The organism is Actinokineospora auranticolor (genome assembly GCF_041897805.1).
GTDB classification, from domain to species: Bacteria; Actinomycetota; Actinomycetes; order Mycobacteriales; family Pseudonocardiaceae; genus Actinokineospora; species Actinokineospora auranticolor.
The window spans coordinates 8,107,786-8,126,078 of the sequence record NZ_CP154825.1 but is presented as its reverse complement, the minus strand read 5'-3'; the positions used below and the strand labels follow the sequence as shown (position 1 = coordinate 8,126,078).

At 67.2% G+C, this 18,293-nt stretch carries 22 protein-coding genes, 1 tRNA gene and 1 pseudogene; 7 read left to right on the top strand and 17 right to left on the bottom strand.

Annotated elements, in window-relative coordinates; translation table 11 throughout:
• The first annotated feature begins 407 nt into the window (after positions 1-407).
• Positions 408-480, top strand: a tRNA-Lys gene (locus V5P93_RS35680).
• Positions 481-528: 48 nt separating this feature from the next.
• Here V5P93_RS35680 and V5P93_RS35675 read toward each other — a convergent pair.
• Genes V5P93_RS35675 through V5P93_RS35650 form a run of 6 tightly spaced genes read right to left on the bottom strand, consistent with a single transcriptional unit; the run spans position 529 to position 4,837 of the window.
• Positions 529-714 (bottom strand): hypothetical protein, encoded by a 186-nt coding sequence (locus V5P93_RS35675; protein WP_342752311.1) that lies wholly within the window; start codon positions 712-714, stop codon positions 529-531.
• Positions 711-1,643 carry a site-specific integrase gene (locus tag V5P93_RS35670; RefSeq protein WP_245931596.1) on the bottom strand — a complete coding sequence of 311 codons (933 nt, stop codon included), beginning with the start codon at positions 1,641-1,643 and terminating at the stop codon, positions 711-713. The genes V5P93_RS35675 and V5P93_RS35670 overlap by 4 nt, the downstream gene beginning before the upstream one ends.
• A gap of 53 nt (positions 1,644-1,696) precedes the next feature.
• The gene (locus V5P93_RS35665) at positions 1,697-1,891 is read right to left on the bottom strand and encodes an AlpA family transcriptional regulator (RefSeq protein ID WP_104481842.1); all 195 of its coding nucleotides are present in this window, start codon (positions 1,889-1,891) and stop codon (positions 1,697-1,699) included.
• A gap of 14 nt (positions 1,892-1,905) precedes the next feature.
• On the bottom strand, positions 1,906-3,486 hold the full coding sequence (locus V5P93_RS35660) for a replication initiator (protein WP_104481843.1): 1,581 nt from the start codon (positions 3,484-3,486) through the stop codon (positions 1,906-1,908).
• Positions 3,483-3,869: a hypothetical protein gene (locus V5P93_RS35655; RefSeq protein ID WP_104481844.1), complete on the bottom strand. Its 387-nt coding sequence runs from the start codon at positions 3,867-3,869 to the stop codon at positions 3,483-3,485. Before V5P93_RS35655 ends, V5P93_RS35660 begins: the two co-directional genes overlap by 4 nt.
• Complete coding sequence (locus V5P93_RS35650; protein ID WP_245931615.1) at positions 3,866-4,837, bottom strand: FtsK/SpoIIIE domain-containing protein; 972 nt, start codon at positions 4,835-4,837, stop codon at positions 3,866-3,868. The genes V5P93_RS35655 and V5P93_RS35650 overlap by 4 nt, the downstream gene beginning before the upstream one ends.
• 262 nt (positions 4,838-5,099) lie before the next feature.
• Between V5P93_RS35650 and V5P93_RS35645 the strand changes: the two genes are divergently transcribed.
• Entirely contained in the window at positions 5,100-5,336 is a 237-nt protein-coding gene (locus V5P93_RS35645; RefSeq protein ID WP_245931597.1) for a hypothetical protein, read from the top strand.
• Between the two features lie 201 nt (positions 5,337-5,537).
• On the opposite strand, the gene V5P93_RS35640 is transcribed toward V5P93_RS35645, so the two are convergent.
• Genes V5P93_RS35640 through V5P93_RS35630 form a run of 3 tightly spaced genes read right to left on the bottom strand, consistent with a single transcriptional unit; the run spans position 5,538 to position 6,521 of the window.
• A complete protein-coding gene (locus V5P93_RS35640) occupies positions 5,538-5,861 on the bottom strand; it encodes an AMED_5909 family protein (protein WP_104481845.1) in 324 nt (107 codons plus the stop codon).
• Complete coding sequence (locus V5P93_RS35635; RefSeq protein WP_104481846.1) at positions 5,861-6,085, bottom strand: hypothetical protein; 225 nt, start codon at positions 6,083-6,085, stop codon at positions 5,861-5,863. Before V5P93_RS35635 ends, V5P93_RS35640 begins: the two co-directional genes overlap by 1 nt.
• Positions 6,086-6,101: 16 nt before the next feature.
• Positions 6,102-6,521: a plasmid replication, integration and excision activator gene (locus V5P93_RS35630; RefSeq protein WP_104481847.1), complete on the bottom strand. Its 420-nt coding sequence runs from the start codon at positions 6,519-6,521 to the stop codon at positions 6,102-6,104.
• A gap of 149 nt (positions 6,522-6,670) precedes the next feature.
• On the opposite strand from V5P93_RS35630, the gene V5P93_RS35625 reads away from it, so the two are divergent.
• Together V5P93_RS35625 and V5P93_RS35620 are read left to right on the top strand one after the other, a co-directional pair.
• On the top strand, positions 6,671-7,414 hold the full coding sequence (locus V5P93_RS35625) for a DUF5919 domain-containing protein (protein ID WP_104481848.1): 744 nt from the start codon (positions 6,671-6,673) through the stop codon (positions 7,412-7,414).
• A gap of 8 nt (positions 7,415-7,422) precedes the next feature.
• The gene (locus V5P93_RS35620) at positions 7,423-7,887 is read left to right on the top strand and encodes an NUDIX hydrolase (RefSeq protein WP_104481849.1); all 465 of its coding nucleotides are present in this window, start codon (positions 7,423-7,425) and stop codon (positions 7,885-7,887) included.
• Positions 7,888-7,897: 10 nt separating this feature from the next.
• On the opposite strand, the gene V5P93_RS35615 is transcribed toward V5P93_RS35620, so the two are convergent.
• Together V5P93_RS35615 and V5P93_RS35610 are read right to left on the bottom strand one after the other, a co-directional pair.
• The gene (locus tag V5P93_RS35615; RefSeq protein ID WP_104481850.1) at positions 7,898-8,170 is read right to left on the bottom strand and encodes a hypothetical protein; all 273 of its coding nucleotides are present in this window, start codon (positions 8,168-8,170) and stop codon (positions 7,898-7,900) included.
• 4 nt (positions 8,171-8,174) lie between these two features.
• Entirely contained in the window at positions 8,175-8,471 is a 297-nt protein-coding gene (locus V5P93_RS35610; protein ID WP_104481851.1) for a hypothetical protein, read from the bottom strand.
• A 220-nt stretch (positions 8,472-8,691) separates the two neighbouring features.
• Between V5P93_RS35610 and V5P93_RS35605 the strand changes: the two genes are divergently transcribed.
• Together V5P93_RS35605 and V5P93_RS35600 are read left to right on the top strand one after the other, a co-directional pair.
• A complete protein-coding gene (locus V5P93_RS35605) occupies positions 8,692-10,035 on the top strand; it encodes a helix-turn-helix transcriptional regulator (RefSeq protein WP_104481852.1) in 1,344 nt (447 codons plus the stop codon).
• 2 nt (positions 10,036-10,037) lie between these two features.
• The gene (locus V5P93_RS35600; RefSeq protein WP_181043765.1) at positions 10,038-10,514 is read left to right on the top strand and encodes an XRE family transcriptional regulator; all 477 of its coding nucleotides are present in this window, start codon (positions 10,038-10,040) and stop codon (positions 10,512-10,514) included.
• A 48-nt stretch (positions 10,515-10,562) separates the two neighbouring features.
• On the opposite strand, the gene V5P93_RS35595 is transcribed toward V5P93_RS35600, so the two are convergent.
• From V5P93_RS35595 to V5P93_RS35575, 5 genes are all read right to left on the bottom strand, one after another.
• Complete coding sequence (locus tag V5P93_RS35595; RefSeq protein ID WP_104481853.1) at positions 10,563-12,377, bottom strand: AAA family ATPase; 1,815 nt, start codon at positions 12,375-12,377, stop codon at positions 10,563-10,565.
• 1,221 nt (positions 12,378-13,598) lie between these two features.
• Positions 13,599-14,963: a cell wall metabolism sensor histidine kinase WalK gene (locus V5P93_RS35590; RefSeq protein WP_104481854.1), complete on the bottom strand. Its 1,365-nt coding sequence runs from the start codon at positions 14,961-14,963 to the stop codon at positions 13,599-13,601.
• 161 nt (positions 14,964-15,124) lie between these two features.
• The gene (locus tag V5P93_RS35585) at positions 15,125-15,802 is read right to left on the bottom strand and encodes a response regulator transcription factor (protein WP_104481855.1); all 678 of its coding nucleotides are present in this window, start codon (positions 15,800-15,802) and stop codon (positions 15,125-15,127) included.
• 107 nt (positions 15,803-15,909) lie between these two features.
• Entirely contained in the window at positions 15,910-16,071 is a 162-nt protein-coding gene (locus V5P93_RS35580) for a hypothetical protein (RefSeq protein ID WP_181043766.1), read from the bottom strand.
• Entirely contained in the window at positions 16,071-16,451 is a 381-nt protein-coding gene (locus tag V5P93_RS35575; RefSeq protein WP_104481856.1) for a hypothetical protein, read from the bottom strand. Before V5P93_RS35575 ends, V5P93_RS35580 begins: the two co-directional genes overlap by 1 nt.
• A gap of 132 nt (positions 16,452-16,583) precedes the next feature.
• On the opposite strand from V5P93_RS35575, the pseudogene V5P93_RS35570 reads away from it, so the two are divergent.
• Positions 16,584-17,585: pseudogene (locus tag V5P93_RS35570) on the top strand (MFS transporter); the annotation flags it as partial.
• Positions 17,586-17,690: 105 nt separating this feature from the next.
• Here the strand turns inward: V5P93_RS35570 and V5P93_RS35565 are convergent.
• On the bottom strand, positions 17,691-18,287 hold the full coding sequence (locus V5P93_RS35565) for a DUF5134 domain-containing protein (RefSeq protein ID WP_146108264.1): 597 nt from the start codon (positions 18,285-18,287) through the stop codon (positions 17,691-17,693).
• Between the last annotated feature and the right edge of the window lie 6 nt (positions 18,288-18,293).

The following is an 18,293-nucleotide window of genomic DNA, read 5'->3' as shown; positions in this document are numbered from 1 at the left end:
ACAATTCGGACATCGGGGTTTGGGGGTCCTTTTCGCACTTCCCCAACCCCGGCGGACTTCGTTGAATCCACTTGGGTCGCGACCGCCAAACGCCACCGACCGTCATTCCTGTGACCTCGATCACTTTCGACCCCGCTGAACAGGCGCGTCCGACCGGCCGTCAACCCCGCCGCCACTCGGACGCACAACCACCCGCCCGACGGTCGGATGGTCGACGAAATGCCAGGACAACACCCCGGCAACATTCTTGGAGTGCCAACAACCTGTTCCCCTGACAAAGAAACAACGCAAAACTCCCACAACCCCCACCGGCCCTCCCCGCCACCCGCACACCCCACCCCGACGCGCCTCGTGAACCTCTGCCCGTCGCCCCCGCCCCTCCCGCTACACTCGGTGCTCGGAGCCAAGGGCCGTTAGCTCAATTGGCAGAGCTGCGGACTTTTAATCCGTAGGTTCTGGGTTCGAGCCCCAGGCGGCCCACCGTGTGGCCTGGTCACGGCTGTGACCAGGCCACAAGGCTCCCCCAACTCACCGCTTACCCATCACTTTCCCCAGCGCGTCGGCCGCGACCCGGCTCACCGCGCCACGGCCCATGTAGACGTCCTGGGTCATCGAGGGGCGGGCGTGGCCGAGGACGTCCGCGATCTGCCGAGCGGTCAAGCCGGACTCGTCGAGGAGCGTGGCCACCGTTCGCCGGAATGTCCGGAACGTCACCCAGTCGAACCCGGCTCGGACGAGGAACGGCTTCCAGGCCCGGTTGCGGACGTTGCTCGCCTCCCGGATGGGGTGCCTGTGGTGCTGGGGAAGATCGGCCCCGCAGTGGCCCCTGTGGCCCGCTGACGGCCCACCAGCATGGCGGCACACCAGTCCGCCAACGGCACCGGCCGCTGCGAGTTGGCCGTCTTACCGGGGTTGAGCAGCTTCCCCCGCCCCTTGGCCCGGATGACGTTCGCGTGCACCCTGATGACCCTCTCGGCCGCGTCGAAGTGCTCCCAATGCGCGGCCAGCGCCTCGCCGGTCCGTTCGCCCGTGGCGAGGAAGAAGCGGACGAGATCGGGAAGGTCGTCTTCCACGGCCTTAGGGTCGGCATCGAGCTTGGCCAGCAGCTCGAAGACCTCATCTCGCGACATCGCCCGCGACTTTGTCTGCTGGTGCCGCGCCTGGCGCGAGTCGATCCGCCCGATATCCCGCGCCAGGTTCCGCTCAAGCGCGCCATGTCGAACCGCGAAGCCCGTGACTCCGGAGATGATCGCCCGCACGGTCTTGGCCGAGCTGGCGCTGGACTTGTCCCGCACGTCCTGGACGACCTTGTCCAGCGCCAGCGCGGTCAGCTCACGTGCTCGAAGCTCGCCCAGAGCAGGCAAGATGATCCCCTGCAAGCGGCTCCGATACGTGTCGATCGTGCCCCAGGAGCCGACACCCCGACCCGCCAAGCGCTCCAACTCGGCCATCCAGGCAGCTGCCAGAACGGCGAACTTGGAGTCCCTACCGAACTGATCACCGCCCGCCGATGGCGAGAAGTCACGTATCGCGACCTTGAGGTTACTTTCGGCTTTCCCTTCGGTCGAACCGATCCGTTCGACGAGGTAGACCCTCCCGTCGTAGTGGCGATAGCGGCACCGCGACCGGTAGTTCTTGCCCACCTTCGTTGTATTGATCTTGCCGTGGGTCCCGATGGGTATCGGCGGACGACCCATCAGGCAGCCTCCGGTTGCTCATCCACCCAGGAGACGACGTCCTCCGGTCGAAACCGCACGTACTTCCCGACTCGCCGACCACGCGGCCCGTAGCCCTTGGTTCGCCACTGATAGATCGTTTGCTCGGGAACCCCCAGGTAGGCGGCTACCTCGGGAATGCCCCACAGTCCTGCCCTGATAGATTGGCCGGTCATCTAATCTCCCGAGGTCAGGCGGCTAGTGGTGGAGTTGCTGAAACATCGGCCGCGAGGAGTGCGGCGTCGTATTCGGCTCTCCATCGGATGCGTTCGCTGATGGCGTGCATGAGCAGGTGCGCCCGTGGGGGCACGGTGGGGTCGCCGGGTTTGACCTTGTGCCAGGTCTGGCGTGCCCGGTTGGGTTCGGGTTTGACGATCCCGACCGCCGCGAGGGCCTGAACGACGAACGCCTTGCGGTCGGCTCTGTGGTCGGCGAGGGTTTTGCCGGACCACTTCCGCGAGACCAACACCCGCCGACCGGGCAGGCCGAGGGTGGTGCGGCGGTGGGCGCGGCCTTTGCAGTGGCCGGGGGTGGTGCGGCTGGTGGCGCCGTGGGGCTGGATGCCGTAGAGCAGCCACACCGCGCAGCGAGGTGAGCAGGGCGTGATCGCCAACTCTTCGTGGAGCCGGTCGTGGTGTGCCCGTTGCCGGTCGCTGGTGGCGGTGACCACTTCACCGGTGGACTTGGTGAGGTACTTGGTCAGGTACCCGATGTCCCGCCCGGCCTCGTCGGTGCCGCCGAGGATGCCCTTGGAGTGCACCTGTGCCCCGAAGGTCGACACGTGCGCGGGTGCCTCGACCAGTTCAACCGCGTCCGCCCAGGCCGTGAGCGGTTGACGGGTGTCGGGGTCGACGAACCGTTCCCCGTCCCACACGGGATGCCGGTCGAGGTAGACGAGTTCGTCGTGGGATGGCCACCAGACTTGGAGGTAGGTGGCTGCGGTGACTTGCCGGATGACCTCGTGCGGGATGGAACCGCGGATCGCGGTGTGCAGGTGCGGCGCGGCCCGCCGCTGAGGTTCGACGGTCGCGAAGTACTGGACGTCCCAGCCGACTACGCGGCGCAGGTTCTGCCACCACCGGTCGACCAGGGAGGCGAAGTGCACCGCGTCCCGAGCGGCCCGTCGGTAGTCGTAGCGGCCAGGGTTCACCGGGGAGCCGTCCGCGTGGACGGGTCCGTAGGTGTCGCAGGTGAGGGTGACGAACATCGACGGCCGGTATCCACCGGCGAACTCGCGGCCGAGGGTGCGTTTCTCCACTCGCCGCCGAGGCAGGTTCGGCGCGTCCTGCCGCCGCCGAGTCGACCGGTGCGGCGCCCGCGTTCCAGGCCCGTCCGGCGACGGCAACCGACCCCGTACCCCGAGGCCGCGCAGCTCCTCATCGACCGAGCGGATCTCCTCGCGGAGGTCATCGGCCTCGCCCGCCTGGCCCTCCTCCACCGCGCCCCGGTAAGCGCCGACGAGGTCGGCCCGGAACTCCATCAGGTCCGTGTGATCCCGGGTCGGTGGGGTCTTCTCGAAGGCCGGTTCGGTCGTGAGGTGCCAGCCTTCCCGGCACTGGACCATCCGCAACGCCCGCGCCTTGCGGGCACACGGGCCGCACACGCTCTCGACGGTTGCCCCGCAGGGGACCGGGACGTGGCGGAGTTCTCCGGTGTCGAGGTCGCCGACCTCCATGGTGAACGGGCGGACACAGACTCCGTACTTCTCCGCCGTCGCGGTGACGACATCGGCCGCGAGGGGCTGGGCGAGGCGTTCGGCGCGGGTGCTCATGCCGCCACCGCCTCTGCCGCCCAGGCCCGCAGTGTGGACAGGCCCACGCTCTGCTTGCCGCCGGGTTCGAGGTCGAGGAAGCGGGTCGGGTCGTAGCCGACGGCGCCGTAGATCCGGATCGGGTCGCCGGCGGGGAGGGTGCCGGTCAGGTCGAGGTGGACCGAGTCCGATGCCGGGGGCCGCCACGCCGTGGCGGTGGTGTCGGTCAGCGTCGCGGCCCAGGTCAGCAACGCATTGGCCACAGCCGGGAGCGGACCGCCGGTGAGCTGGACCGATGTGTCCGCGTCGCCGAGGGCGTAGGTCGACACCAGCACCGCGTCCAACCGTGGGTGCGCGTCCAGATGCTTCGCCACGACCGTCAGGGCCTCGATGAGCGCGGTCATCGCACACCACCCTCAACGAGCACCAGGCCGCCGGTCACGAAGGTCACCAGCTCCGCCAAGTCGCCATCGGTGACATGGAACGCCCTGGCACGTACCGGTTCGCGTCGGCCGTCTTCCTTCACCCACGCCACGCCGGGTGTGTGTTCGCTGATCTCGTGCGCCGCCGCCCCGCGCTGGCGGACACCGTCGCCGAGAACCATGTCCACCTGCGCGGGCTCGTCCAAGCGCATCGCAATCCGGGTGGAGAACAGGTGCCGAAACCCCACGACCTCCTTGCGCGGGTCCTGCAACAACCCCAACACGCACACTCCGGGCGCCCGACCTTGGCTGGTGATGGTCTGCACCGCTCGTGCCGCGCGTTCCCGGAGCTGCTTGTCGCTCTGGTAGGCGATGACGTCCGCCAGCTCGTCGACCACCAGGAGCAGGAACGGGTCCCCGGACTCCGGCGACCACGACCGCCGCACACCCCGATACGTGGTGGCGCGACGTTTGACCTCTGCGGCGAGTTCTTCGAGCAGGGTCACCGCGGCTTCTCCGTTGTCGAACACGACCCGGTGGAACACCTCCTGGGCCTGCCCCAACTCCATCCCGCCCTTGGGATCAACCCCATACAGCCGCACCTGCCCCGCCTTGATCGCCGGAGCCAACGCCCGCACCACCGACCACAACAACGACCCCTTACCGGCCCCCGAGACACCCACCACCAGGACCTGAGTCCCACGCAAGCGAAGCCGCAACGGCCTGCCGGTCTCGGTGCGCCCCACCACCAGACGCCGCAGGTCAACCGACGCGGGGTCATCATTCAGAGCAGGGGCCGGGAGCGGAACCGTCAGCGGATCGAACCGGACCAGGTCCAACTCGATGACACCAGGACGGATCACCCGCACCCGGCAGGAGCGAGCGCCGAACGAGTGCGCCAGGCCCGAGGCCCGTGTCTCCCACTGTTCCGGCGCTTGGCCTTTCACCATCCGGACCCGGACGCAGTCCCGCCAACTCTGTGCCCGCACCCTGCCCAACCTCGGCCGGAACTCCCTACCGCGCTTGTCCTTGGTCAGCTCCGATAGCCGCACCACCGAACGCCATTGACAGGCGTAGACACAGAAACGGCGCACCTCCGACCACCCCACCGGCGCCACCCACCGGCCGAAGCTCTCCGGGTGCCAGAACCACCACGCCGACAACCCCACCAACACCACACCACCGGCGACTGCGGTAGCCCACTCACCCCAGGTGATCCACCCCCACGCCACCAACGAGCACACCAACACCGTCACCGGATACCGCACCACCACCCGAACCACCTGGCACACCAGCCAGCACGTCACATACGCAGTGGCGAACGGCAACAACGCCACCTTCGCCCCATTCGGCAGCAACGTCCACCACGGCAACCTCGGCCGCGCCACCTCCAACGGCGCCGGATCAACCCACCGCCCACCCTCGCTGCTCACAGCCCACCCCCACTAGACCGAGGGAGGGACCCACCTAGCGCCAACACAGCGCCATCCCGTAGCTTCATCACTTGTCTACTCCGATGTCTGGTGTGGACAGCACGGAAGCGGAACGGGCGACCAACCATGATCCGCTTCTGTGCCTAGAACCCAAACACGCCCACAGAAGGCGTGCGTCATCGCCACGCGATTCAGGCGCATTATGTCTCTTGTGGACTTACGGCTTGTAGTAGTTTTCCGGCGCAACCTCCTCGATTCCCTGGCTTAGCGTTTCCGCCCACCTGGCTGCGATCAGGACCTCAGCCATGGCCTCGTTTCGGTGACGAGCATCGGCGAGCGCAATCGTTCGGAAGACCTCAACGCACCACTGGTAGTACTCGATCCACTCACGTCGCGAAGCGTCGGAGGCCGGGCCGGGAGAGACGTACTCGCGTCCCGCTGCCAACGTCATCGGGGCTGGCTTGGTTGACCGCCACTGCGGCCGTTGAGAGATCACCGGAGGTTCGGTGTCCGGCTCCAGGTTGTCGAGCGGCCCCGGCATCACTTGTCCTCGGGTTGTCGGTTCTCGCCCGGACGGTTGGCCGCGTCCAGTTCCCTCCGGCCGGTCTCGATGGCCTCGGCGAGGGAGTCCAAGGCCAAGCGGTCGGCGATCAGCACTACGGGGAACGCCTTGCCGAAGCGGATTTCCACCCTGTCCGCGAAGGGGAGCGCCCTGGCCCGGATGGGCAGGTCTTTCGTCACGTGGACGTGGACCACGTCGCGCATGTCCGTGGCTCCTGGGTCAGGCGGCAGACTTCTGTTCCCCAGCAGGTTTGCTCGCCCGCGCACCGGCGGGAGTCCTCATACCCGCAGCTCGGAAGCTGTGCGCGATCCGCCCCTTGCTGTTGGCGTACGGGGTGACCGTCAACCCCTCGAACTCCACAGCCGCGAACGGGAACCCACCCGCCTTCGGCGGCGGAACCGGCTGGTGATCAGCCACGATCTTCACCTTGAACTCGGCGCCGAACCTCGCCGCCTCCTCATTCGCGTCCAGCGCGCGAACAACCCACACCAGCCGCCCCGACTCCTTGTCCCGCTCCTGCTGCTTCGGCGCCCCGGCCGTCTCCGAGAACGCCATGGCGGGCTCCACGCCCAGCACGAACGCACCCAGCGGGAACACCTCCCCGAACTCCACCGCGAACCGCGTCGGAATCACCGGCATGTGTCACTCCTCTGGTCGAACCGCCCGGGAATCTCCCCGGCATGTCCAACTTTCGTCCAATTTGGAGGACGCGAGCACCACACAGTGGGACGTCTGAGGACGTCTCGTGCTAGGTTAAGACGTCCCTAGACGTCACAGTGGAGGGCAGCATGGCCAACGAACGCCTTCGAGACGCCCTGCTCCGCAACGGCTTGGACCTCGAACACGTAGCCAAGGCGACCAACGTCGACCCCAAGACCGTCGAGCGTTGGATCACGCAGGGGCGGACGCCGTATCCGCGTCATCGACACACGATCGCTTCCATGGTTCGGGAGAGCGAGAACTACCTGTGGCCGGACGCGGTGGCGCCCGAGCGCAAGGCCGAGATCGCCGGGTCCGAGGTCGTGAAGGTCTACCCGCACCGGAACTCGATCCCGGTGGAGCTGTGGGACCGACTCATCGGGGACGCGTCCGAGCACGTCGAACTGCTCATGCACGCCGCCCTTTTCCTGGTCGAGCGGCCGCGCTTCATCAAGCAGCTGGCCGCCAAGGCCGCCGCTGGTGCTCGCATCCGGTTGCTGTTCGGCGAGCCGGACAGCCCCGAGGTCGCGACCCGCAGCGACGAGGAGCAGCTGGGGGATGGCACGCTCGCGGCCCGCATCCGCAACGCCCTGGCGTTCTACCGGCCGCTGATCGGGGTACCCGGTGTGGAGATGCGGTTTCACCGCACGACGCTTTACAACAGCATCTTCCGGTTCGACGACGAGATGATCGTCAACACCCACGTGTACGGGTTCCAGGGCGCGCACGCCCCCAGCCTCCACCTTCGCCGACTGGCGACCGGGGACCTCTTCGAGACCTACTCCGAAAGCTTCGACACCGTGTGGAACCTGTCCAAGCCCGCCGACTTCTAGGAGGACTCTTGGCCCGCAAGGACTACCTCAACGACCCCGACGCGCCCACGCCTACCAACATCGTCATCGCATGCAGCGCCTACATCGAGCGCGACGGCCAGATCCTGATGATCCGACGGACCGACAACGACCTGTACGCGATCCCCGGCGGCACTCACGAACTTGGGGAGACGATGACGCAAACGGTTGTGCGGGAGGTCAAGGAAGAAACCGGCGTCGACATCGAGGTCACCGGCTTGATCGGGATCTACAGCGACCCGGCACACGTTATCGCCTACACCGACGGCGAGGTCAGGCAAGAGTTCTCCATCTGCTTCCGCGCCCGAGCGACCGGTGGGGAACTCAGGGAAAGCGACGAGAGCAAAGAAGTCCTGTGGGTCGCCCCGGACAAACTCGACGACCTGCGCATGCACCCGTCAATTCGTATGCGCGTCGAACATGCGCAAGCAAACGGAGAACCGTTCTTTACGTGACCCCGCCGGGCTACCTGTGGATCTGGAGCCAGCGGCACGACTCTATGACGCGGTAGGACACGGAATCGAGGCTGTCGACTGCCGAGTCGTCAAGATCTTCGTCGATGATGCTGCTGAGCACGTCGTTAGCGCACTTGATCACAAGTTTGAGGTCATCGACCAGGGAAGGCACGCCGTGGGGCCAACTCTCGGTCCGGTCGGCACAGTGGAGCACGTCCCGTGTCGTCTGCGGGCGGTTGTACAAGGTGTCCCGGTACTTCGTGGCCGACTCGTCTGCGGTCATGGCGTCAGCCCGCGGTGGTGCCGAAGCCGTAGAGCGGCGGGTTCTCCAGGCCGACCGCAGACCGCGCCATGCGTCGACACAGGTTCGCCATCTCGGCTCCCCACTCGTGGAAGGGCCGGGCGAGTGGGGGGAGCGCGTCGAATTCGGAGGCGAACCCTTGCAGGGTCCTGGCCTGCTCGGTGGGTTTTTGCCGACTGCGGACGTAGTGGTCCCAGTGCAGATACCGAGAGCTGATATCAGCTGCCCTGCCCGCGTCGACAGTGGAGTTCGTGGCGGAGTTGGCAGCGAGAGACGTCGTCATGTGTTGTGAGCGTGCCCCTGTCGTTTGGCAGAGGCGAGGCCATTGACCACTTGAAGCACTATCTGCCTTTACGCTGATCGGGTAGTGCCGCAGTCGCGATAAGTGCAGCCTATATAACGCGCTACTTGGCGCTACCCCGCTCGGCATTCCATTGTTACCGTGGGTGCCTGACCTGCTACCTGGGCAGGTCCCGGCGGTATGGGCTGGTGGAAGTGTGGGGATGAGCATCTGGGGCGACCCCCATGAGCGGCCCGCCCCTGTGGTGTGGGAGCGACCAGCCATGCGCGCGGCGTTGGCCGATCGGGACATCGTGGAGGTGTACCGGCTGCTGGGTCGCCTGGGGATGTCGCAACGCCACATCGGCGTGTTGACCGGCCAGGCCCAGCCGGAAATCTCCGCCATTGCCCGTGGTCGGCAGGTGGTGACCTACGACGTGTTGTCACGGATCGCCGACGGGTTGGGCATCCCGCGCGGATACATGGGGTTGGCCTACAACGAGCCCGGAAGCGAGAACGGATCCCCAACCGGTGAGGTGGTGGCTGTGCCTGATCGACGCGAGTTCATGGGCTTGTTGGCCAAGATCGCCATGGGGGCAGCGCTGACAAGCGCTGATTTCGCACTGCTGAGCAACCCGGCGATGGCCACTCCGACGCCCGCCACGGTGGGGGCCACCGAGGTGGGGCAACTACGGGAACTGACCCGGGTGCTGTGGACCCAGGAGAAGCGCCTCGGTGGCGGAGCGGTCCGGGACGCGGTCGTGGCGCAGCTCAAGTGGGCACAGGGGATGTTGGACGCCAACCACACCGACGAGGTCGGGCGGGAACTGCGGGTCGTCCTCTCGGACCTGCTTGCATTGGCCGGGTGGGCCTCCTACGACGTCGGCATGACCGGCTTGGCTCTCCGCTACACCGGTCAGGCGCTGGCCATGGCCCAAGAAGCCGAGGACCCCGTGCGCTCCGCACTCGCGTTGGAGCAGATCGGCCGCACCTACCTACACGAAGGCGACACCAGCGAGGCCCGCGAGGTGTTCGCGTTCGGCACCCTCACCGCAGAACGCACTCGCTCCGCCGACACGACCGCGCTCTTGCTATCCGGCCAAGCCCGCGCCTACGCCGAGTCCGGAGACCCCACCCGCGCACTCGACTGCATCCACCGCGCACAGGACACCCTGTCGAACGTCAGCGAGCCAACGCTCCCCGATCCCCGCGGCTTCAGTCAGGCCCGTCTCGCCAGCGACCACGCCCGCGTCTACGCCGACCTGGCCGTGCATGACCACGCATACGCCGACCAAGCCATCACCGCCCTCACGGCATCCACCGCCCCCACCGCAACGGTCCACGTCAAGCGCCAGGCATTCCGCCTCGCCGACCTAGCCGCCTGCCACCTCCACGGCGGAGACCCGGACACCGGCATCCGCATCGGCCACCAGGTCATCGACATGGCAGGCGGGATCCGCTCCCATGGCTTGACCGAACACCTCAACACCGTGCGCGTAGCCGCCCGCAGCCACTCAACCCTGTCCGACGCGCGCGACCTCGACCAGCGGATCGCCGCCCTTACCTGATCATGACCAGCACCGAACCGACAGACATCGAGACGGGCCGCTGGGACCTGGTGGCGCAAACCATCACCACGCGGGCCAGCGAACTGCGCCTCTTGCAGGTGCAACTCGCCAAGCGCGCGAGAGTGTCCCTCGCGATCGTCCGCGAACTGCAACTCAACACCCACGAACGCCGCCGCAGCGTCCGCACCCTCGAAGCCCTGTCGGCAGCTCTGGAACTACACCCTCAACACCTCTGCGCAGTAGCCCGTGGAGAGATCCCACCACCCCTGCGAGTGGACGAGGCCCAAGAAGAACGCGAAGACACCATCTTGACGCGCCTCGCGGACTTGGAACAGCGCTTGGCCAACATCTCGACGATGCTGACGAGCGCCTTCGCTGACCCTAGGTCGACCTTCGTGGCGGAGGTGCATAGGCACTTGTCGCCGGACTGCGAGTGCGAAGGTGTGCTGCCCGCCCTTATCGTGGTACGACCGCAATGAGCTTCCGCCACTAACGGACTCGCCCGGAGGTCTGTTACTCATCGCAAACTACTCCAACACAAGGGATGTATAGGAAGCAACTAGATTGCGCGCGTGCCGAATTGCGTTCTCGCTGGCGTGAACCCTGTTGGCTAGAGCCCAACGTATCCAAGCGGGGCCCTTTCTGGGCATGCCAGGATAACTACGCCCGAATGACTCTAGTTCGCCTTGTTCGACGATGACCAGACCAATAGATCGCAAGTTTTCGATAAACTCTTTGGGGCGGCCTCCCAAATTTTGAGGGAACGCTACAACTCCTAGATCTTTGATTGCATCCCACTTAGAAGCCTCCGTTCGCGTAAGAGTGAGCAACTGCTCCTTCATCTCAGGTGACCACTTTTCCGTACTTTGATCACGTACCAGTTCTTCTAGGTAGCTTCGAATACTCGCTACAACATTGGCGACGAGCGCAGACCCTTTAGGCTGGTTCAATTCATTTGTACACACGCCATATTCTTTCTCGTAGTCTCCCCAGTCGCCTCCAAGTGCCTCGATGAGATTCTTTAGCTTTGCCCTCTCTCGCAGGATGTCAATATCGACACAGCACACTATCGGAACTCTAAGGCTAGCCAATGTGCGCACTACTGGCGCCTGGCCGTCCACACCACCGGTTGGAATGAATAGGACGTCACTGGGAGAAAGCGCCAAATCGGCCTCTTGATGAGCCGCATCAAGAGCTGCGGCGTAGAACGTGCAGTCGCGTTCATTCTCGGCCAAGACGACGAGGCCGTGAAACAGGCCATCCAGGACATTAGAGTACCTGAGAACTGGGTCAGACCAGACTTCTTTGATTCGATAGGGCTCTAGAGTGTGGGCTCGTGTTTCATTCCGCCTTCGCACAAGTCGTACCACCGCAAGTTCTACATCGCTTTGCAGCAATCCGAGAAGGATATTTTTGTCGTGCGTAGCCAAGATAACTTGCACGCCAGCAGAGCTGGCCAATTCGCCCAACATCCTGCCAAGTTTCACCGCTTGAGGCGGGTGCAGAAACGCTTCTGGCTCATCCAGAAGAACGATCGGGTATGCCGCCGATGAGACAGTCAGAAGTGTATTCAAAAACGAAAGAATGCCGCTTCCTTGCTCGTCAACCTTAAAGAGTTTATCAAGGTCTTGCATAGCCTGTATTCGAACCTGAACAGTGCTATCGTATCGCAATTCCTGCAACGACAATGGCGGGTCTCCGATCCTGAGGATTACATTCTCCCGAATGGTGTCTAGTGTCAGATTTTCGCCGAATACCTCGCGATAGAGGGAACTAATCTTCACGAAGACATCTGGGTTGTCTTCGAGGTAATGAACTGGATGCGCTGGGGCCGCGCCCGGGTAGGAACGCTTGTTGGCTCCGAAGCCTGGGCCGTTACCCGCCGACGACTTGTACACGAAAAGGGAAGCATATGGCATCGTCAATGTGCCAGAATTGCGCGCGTTAGACCAAGCATTTTCCATCGTATTTTTGTCAAAAGGGCCAATCCCGGCTCGCGAGTAGCCGGAATTGGGGTTCTCGGGCGTAGCGGCAACCCAGGTTGCATTCAGGTCGAGCCATCTTAGAAATTCGTTGCGATCCTGGACCACCTCCAATTCAAGGCTGGCCAACAGTCGATGCTCTCGCGGATGCACAATGTGCCCCGGCTGGCCATTTATGTGACGAAAAATCTGCTCGATTAGAGTTGTTTTTCCAGTATTGTTTCCGCCAACTATCGCTGTGACTCCACGTGGTGCTATAGGGATAGGGTGCCCACCCGCTACAGTGATGCTCTTAATTCGGATCGGCACCTGGGGGAGATCAGCCGAGGACCGATCAGTCAAGGGGATACGTTCGGACATTCCCGCACGATAGACCGTGCGCAGTTCGTGTGCATCTTTGCTGAATCTAGCTCTATGGGATCAAGGCCGCGCCGCCTGCGCGGCGCGGCGCCCGGGCCAGTCGCCTGAGTAGGTGGTCCACATCCGTCGCGCCACAGCGCGGGCTCCCGCTTCGCTCCGCCCGCGCGGGCGCGCGGCGCGGCTCCCCGGGGCAACGGGATGCGCCGCGCCGCACAGGCGACGCGGAGGAGGTCGAGAGCCGTAGCGAGTCGGCAGGCCGACGAGGAAGCCTGGGTGCATGGCTATGCGTAGCTGAGCCAGGTGGTACCAGGGGCGCCGCGCCCCTGGACCCCTGGTGCCCGTGGCACGATCCGCGGAGGCGTTTGGTGGGGGTACTGGGCGTACCGCGGATCGCACCCCGGGGGCGTCAGCGGGTGGGTTTCGGGAGGCGGGAGGGCATGATCGACACCACCGCTTATCCACCGGAAACGACAGCAAACGACCACCGGAGGCGAGGGGCAATGCCTCAGATCGGGTGGTCGTTTATGCAGGTGAAGACAGGTATGGATAGTCCACAAAAGACGTTCGTAGAGGTGGAGGCTGGAACCGTAGGTTCTGGGTTCGAGCCCCAGGCGGCCCACCGTGTGGCCTGGTCACGGCTGTGACCAGGCCACAAGGCTCCCCAACTCCCCGCACCGCGGCCCACGGCGACGTCTTGGGCGTGGGGGACGGGCGTGGCCGAGGTCAGCACGCCGGGCTGACAACAGCGCACACGAGCCGATATCGGCTTGATCTGATCCCGGGCGACCGGTGTTGATCGTCAGCAACAACAGCCGCAGCTGCTTCGAGTCCGCCACCGCACCGCGCCACCTGGTTTGGCACCTCACGGTCAGCTCGGTCCGGGCTGGCGTGGGCACCGCCGTCAGACCGGCCCCGCGCCTCGTCTGCTGAGCGCTGAAATCAGCTGTCCTCGATCCCGGCGCCGCAGGTGTGCGAGCTGGTCGCCGGTCTGGTTCATGCCGTCGTGTCTTCCCCGCCCAGGTACGTCGGAGCCGAAATCCGGCGTTGCCGTGGGTGCCTGGTCTGTCACCGGATCGCGGTGCGGTCGGGGAGTCGGCGGGTTGCTCCCTGGCGCCGGGGCCCAACGGCACCTACACCTTCGGAGTGCGGGAGTGCGGGAGTGCGGGAGTGCGGGAGTGCGGGAGAGGGGGAGAGGGGGAGTGCGGGAGAGGGGCGGCGCGGTCATGGGGGTGGCTGGGGGACGGAGTGCGGTAGCTGGACTGTGAAGGCCGCGCCGCCTTCGGGGGCGGGGCCCGCGGTGATGGTGCCGCCCATCCTGGTGACCAGCCCGTGGACCAGGGCCAGGCCGATACCCGTGCCGACGGGGCGGGAGCCCGAGTAGCGGGTGTTGAGGAGCCCCTTCTCGAAGGCCATCGCGTACTCGTCCGGGGCCAGGCCCGGGCCGCCGTCGCGGAGGGCGAGGGTGGCGTGGGTGGGGGTGGTGGTCAGGGCCAGGACGATGGGGCGGTTCGGTGGGGTGGCGCGGAGGGCGTTGGCGGCCAGGCCATCGATCACCTGGCGGAGGCGGCGGGGGTCGGCGGAGACGTGGATGGGGGCGGGCGGTGTCTCCAGTCGGAAGGTGACGCCCGCGCTCTCACAGCGGGGTGCCCAGACCTCGGCGCACTCCTTGGCGAAGGCGACCAGGTCGGTGGGGACCATGTCCAGGCGGAAGTCGTCCGCGCCCAGGCGGGCCAGGTCCAGGAGGTCGCTGACGAGGCGGTCGAGGCGGTCGGCTTCGCGTTCGATGGTGCGGGCCGCAGCCGGGACGGCGTCGCCGGTGACCACGCTGTCGGAGAGGGACTCGGCGAAGCCCTTCACGGCGGTCAGGGGGGTGCGCAGCTCGTGTGAGATCGAGAGCAGGAACTCGCGTTGTCGGGACTCGCTGCGCCGCAAGGCGTCGGAGAGGTCGTTGACCGCCGTGGCCACCTCCGCGACCTCGCGCGGGCCCTCGACCGGCACCCGCAGGTCCCGTCGGCCGTGGGTCATCGAGTACGCGACGGTGGCCGTCCGCCGCAGTGGTCGGGCCAGGAGCCGGGCCAGGAAGGTGCCTGCGACGGCCGCGACCAGCAGGCCGATGCCGAGCGCGACGACGATGTTGGCGATCAGCTTGCGGCCCGCGCCCTTCGCCGTCTCCGCCTCCCGCACCAGCGCGATCGCCCCGCGCTGGTCGACGGGTCGCAGCTCGACCAGCAGCGTCCGACCGTTCAGCTCGACCGTGCGGTGGGCGGCGCCGGTGACGTCGAGCAGCCCCGCCTGCCGGGCCGCCCGCTCGGCCGTGGCGTCGCCGCTGACCACCACCCCGTTGACCCGGGCCTGCACGACGGCGACCCCCTGCCCGTGCAGCACCTCGATCATCCGCCGCAGGCCGAGGCGCTGGTCGGCGAACTGGCCCGCGAACACGTCGGCCTGGTCGGCCAGCGTCTGCTGGCTGACCTGCTGCGCCGTGCTGATCACCAGCCGCGCCGAGATCAGCCCGCCGAGCACCGCCACCACCCCGGCGACCACCAGGCACAACACGGTGATCCGCGCCGTCAGCGAGTTCTTCACACCCGCCTCCTCTGCTGCTCGGACCAGGTGAAGGAGCGTTCAACCGCAGCGGATGTCGCGATACCGGACGCTACCCGTGGTTGGAGGACACCACCCTCACCTCCACCGCGAGATCGCGCCGGTCTCGCCGACTGTGCGGTTCACGCTGAGCCTCGGCCATGTCACAGGTCGGCGGCGTAGCCGATGCCGCGGATGGTGCGGATGGGGTTCGTCGGGCCCAGTTTGGCGCGGAGTTGGGCGATGTGGACGTCGACCGTGCGGGTGCCCGCCGCGGCCTCGTACCCCCACACGGCGCTGAGGAGTTGGGCCCGGTCGTAGACCTGGCCCGGGCGGCGCAGGAGGTGGGCCAGCAGGTCGAACTCGGTGGACGTCAGGTGGACCTCGCCCGTCTCCGTCCACACCCGGCGGCTGCCCAGGTCGACCCGGGTGTCACCCGCGCGCAGCACCTCCCCGCCCGCCGGGTTGGCGGCGCGGCGCAGCACCGTGCGGACCCGGGCGACGAGCTCACGCGGGCTGAACGGCTTGGTGACGTAGTCGTCCGCGCCCAGTTCGAGCCCCAGTACGCGGTCCACCTCGTCGTCCCGGGCCGTGACGAACAGGACCGGTGTCCAGTCGCCTTCGGCGCGCATGCGCTTGCACACCTCGACGCCGTCCATGCCCGGTAGGCCGATGTCCAGGACGACCGCGACCGGGCGCAGCCGCCGCAGCGCGGACAGCGCGCCCGGGCCGTCGGCCTCCAGGTGCACGCCGAAGCCGTCGCGGCGCAGGTACAGCGCCACGAGTTCGGTGATCGCGCGGTCGTCCTCCACGACCAGCACGAGCCCGCGCCCTGCCTCCATCGTCCGAACCTCCTTCGCCTGGGCGGCAACCTGAATCCTGCCGACCCGGCGGGCCCGGAACAACCAGGACCGGATCCCTGTGGACAACTCCGGCGCATGTGGACAACTCAGTCCCCGGACAGCTCCGTCTCCACGCTGTCCAAAGTAGACTCGATCTGCCCGATCTCCACCGACCCGCTGTCCGGGGACGGCGCGGGCGACGGCTCGGCCCGCCCCTGGCAGCCGACGCAGGCCAGCAGCGCCACCGCGACCAGCAACGCGCGCCGCATCACTTGCCGCCGCAGTACTTGGTCTTGAAGTCCGCCGCCCGCTGCTTGGCCTGGTTCAGCTGGTCCACGCGCCCGGCCCGCTTCTCCGCGCGCTCCTCCAACACCTGCGCGGTGGTCTCCCGCCCCGCCGCGCGCTCCTTCTCGGCGCGTGCCTTGAGCCACGCCACCGAGCCCCGCACCTCGGCTCCGCCGTTGATCCGCTCCGTCAGCTTCGTGACCCGCTGCTCGATCCGCGGGATCCGCTGCTGGCAGATCTTGCCCACCTGCTCCGGGCTCAGCGTGATGGTGACCGGCGTGCTGGGCTGCGCCGCGGCGACCCCGGCTCCCGTGATCCCCAGTCCCACGACCGCCGCGACCACCGCTGCCGACCTCGCGAACATCGCCTACCTCCTCGTTCGGGTGTTCTGGTGACCACCCTGGCCGACGGGGGTAAAGGTGTTGCCTGCCCCGGTGTTCGGGTTGTGTAAGGACCATCGTTGACGCGGACGTGAATCGGATTCAGACTGCTCCGCATGTCTCGGAGCCGCTGGCCGGTCGTGGCCGCTTTCGCCGGGGTCGGCGTGGCCACACAGGTCTGCTGGCTGGGCTACACCCCGCTGACCACCGCCGCCGCCGTCCACTTCGGGGTCGACGAGCAGGCCGTCGGCTGGCTGGCGAACCTGTTCCCCCTGCTCTTCGTGCTCCTGTCGGTCCCCGCGGGCCGCGCACTCGACCACCGCTTCCGACCCACCCTCGCCGTCGGTGCCGCGCTGGTCGCGGTCGGCGCCGCGGTGCGCCTGGTCGACGACGCCTACTGGGCCGCGCTCGTCGGCCAGACCCTCGCCGCCGTCGCCCAACCGATCCTGGCCAACGCCATCACGCGCGTGGCCGCCGCGTACCTCGACCCGCGAGACCGGCCGCTCGGCATCGCCATCGGGGCGGGCGCCACCTACCTGGGCATGATCGTGGCGATCGGGATCGGTACGGCCGCCAACGACGTCAACACCGCCGTAGTCATCGGTACCGCCATCTCCGTCGTCGCCGGAATAGCCGCCCTCGTCGCACTACGAGTCCCACCACCGCACACCGTCGCCACCGCGCCACAACTACGTGAGGTGTGGCGTCGACCAGGCGTTCTTACGCTCTCCGGCGTCGTCTTCCTCGGTATGGGCATCTTCGTCGCGTTGGCCACCTGGCTGGAGCCGCTGCTCGCCCCGGCAGGCCTGCGCGCCGACACCACGGGCCTGCTGCTGCTCGTCATGCTGGTGGCGGGTGTCGTCGGCTCGATCGTGGTACCGCCGTTCGCCGTTCGGAAGGCGTTGGAGGCCCGCGTCATCCAGGCGACCGGCGCGGTGACCGCCGTCGCCTGCCTGCTGTTCGGCCTCGCGCCGATGGCCACGGGCTTCGCCGCGTCCGTCCCGCTGGGTTTCCTGCTGCTCGCCGCGCTCCCGGTCGCCCTGGCACTGGTCGAGCGCGACGGGTCACCGGCCGCCGGGCCGATCACCGCGCTGGTGTGGACCGCGGGCAACGCGGGCGGCATCGCCGCGTCGGCGCTCGTCGGGACCCTGCTCGACGCGCCGAGGGCCGCGTTCGCGCTGCTGGCCGTGCTGGGGGTGGGCGCGATGCTGCTGGCCGGTCGGCTACAGCATCACCAGGATCAGGTAGCCGGTGCCGAGGGCCATGACGAGCTGGCACACAGCGGCGACTCGCCGGTCGGCGAGGATCCCCTGGTCGGCGGTCCGACCGGCGACGAGCGCCCGGCCGAGCCAGAGGGCCTGGAACGCGAAGAACGCCACGAACAGCCAACCGAGCAGCGGTAGCGCTACCTCGTTGCCGTGCGGCTCGAAATGGGGCTCGAACCAAGCCGAGGACATGGCGTGCGCCGTGTGCGACCCGGCGGTGAGCATGTAGAGCATGGCCAGTCCCGCGACGGCGTGCTGCCAGTCACCCCCGTGCCAGCTCGCCCCGCCCCTGCCACCGAGCAGCGCGGCACCCAGGAACCAGGCAGTGACCAGTGCGAACACCGCCTGCCACCCGGCCGGGGGCAGTGGGCCGCCGATCGGCGAGCACATCACCGCCATACCGAGGGCCATCAGCGCGTGCGCGAGGTCCACCGCCCGCTCGCGGCCGGTGTAATCGGATCGCCGGTTGGCGGCGACGAGCCGGGCGGCGCTGTACCCGGCGATCCCGAGGAACGCCGCCGTGAGCACCCAGCCGAGCCATGTCGGTACCGCCACCGCGCC

Coding starts and splice junctions, on each gene's coding strand:
- V5P93_RS35665 (WP_104481842.1), bottom strand. CDS start 1,891: ATGACCGGCCAATCTATCAGGGCAGGACTGTGGGGCATTCCCGAGGTA.
- V5P93_RS35660 (WP_104481843.1), bottom strand. CDS start 3,486: ATGAGCACCCGCGCCGAACGCCTCGCCCAGCCCCTCGCGGCCGATGTC.
- V5P93_RS35655 (WP_104481844.1), bottom strand. CDS start 3,869: ATGACCGCGCTCATCGAGGCCCTGACGGTCGTGGCGAAGCATCTGGAC.
- V5P93_RS35650 (WP_245931615.1), bottom strand. CDS start 4,837: ATGGTGAAAGGCCAAGCGCCGGAACAGTGGGAGACACGGGCCTCGGGC.
- V5P93_RS35640 (WP_104481845.1), bottom strand. CDS start 5,861: ATGCCGGGGCCGCTCGACAACCTGGAGCCGGACACCGAACCTCCGGTG.
- V5P93_RS35635 (WP_104481846.1), bottom strand. CDS start 6,085: ATGCGCGACGTGGTCCACGTCCACGTGACGAAAGACCTGCCCATCCGG.
- V5P93_RS35630 (WP_104481847.1), bottom strand. CDS start 6,521: ATGCCGGTGATTCCGACGCGGTTCGCGGTGGAGTTCGGGGAGGTGTTC.
- V5P93_RS35625 (WP_104481848.1), top strand. CDS start 6,671: ATGGCCAACGAACGCCTTCGAGACGCCCTGCTCCGCAACGGCTTGGAC.
- V5P93_RS35615 (WP_104481850.1), bottom strand. CDS start 8,170: ATGACCGCAGACGAGTCGGCCACGAAGTACCGGGACACCTTGTACAAC.
- V5P93_RS35610 (WP_104481851.1), bottom strand. CDS start 8,471: ATGACGACGTCTCTCGCTGCCAACTCCGCCACGAACTCCACTGTCGAC.
- V5P93_RS35605 (WP_104481852.1), top strand. CDS start 8,692: ATGAGCATCTGGGGCGACCCCCATGAGCGGCCCGCCCCTGTGGTGTGG.
- V5P93_RS35600 (WP_181043765.1), top strand. CDS start 10,038: ATGACCAGCACCGAACCGACAGACATCGAGACGGGCCGCTGGGACCTG.
- V5P93_RS35595 (WP_104481853.1), bottom strand. CDS start 12,377: ATGTCCGAACGTATCCCCTTGACTGATCGGTCCTCGGCTGATCTCCCC.
- V5P93_RS35585 (WP_104481855.1), bottom strand. CDS start 15,802: ATGGAGGCAGGGCGCGGGCTCGTGCTGGTCGTGGAGGACGACCGCGCG.
- V5P93_RS35580 (WP_181043766.1), bottom strand. CDS start 16,071: ATGCGGCGCGCGTTGCTGGTCGCGGTGGCGCTGCTGGCCTGCGTCGGC.
- V5P93_RS35575 (WP_104481856.1), bottom strand. CDS start 16,451: ATGTTCGCGAGGTCGGCAGCGGTGGTCGCGGCGGTCGTGGGACTGGGG.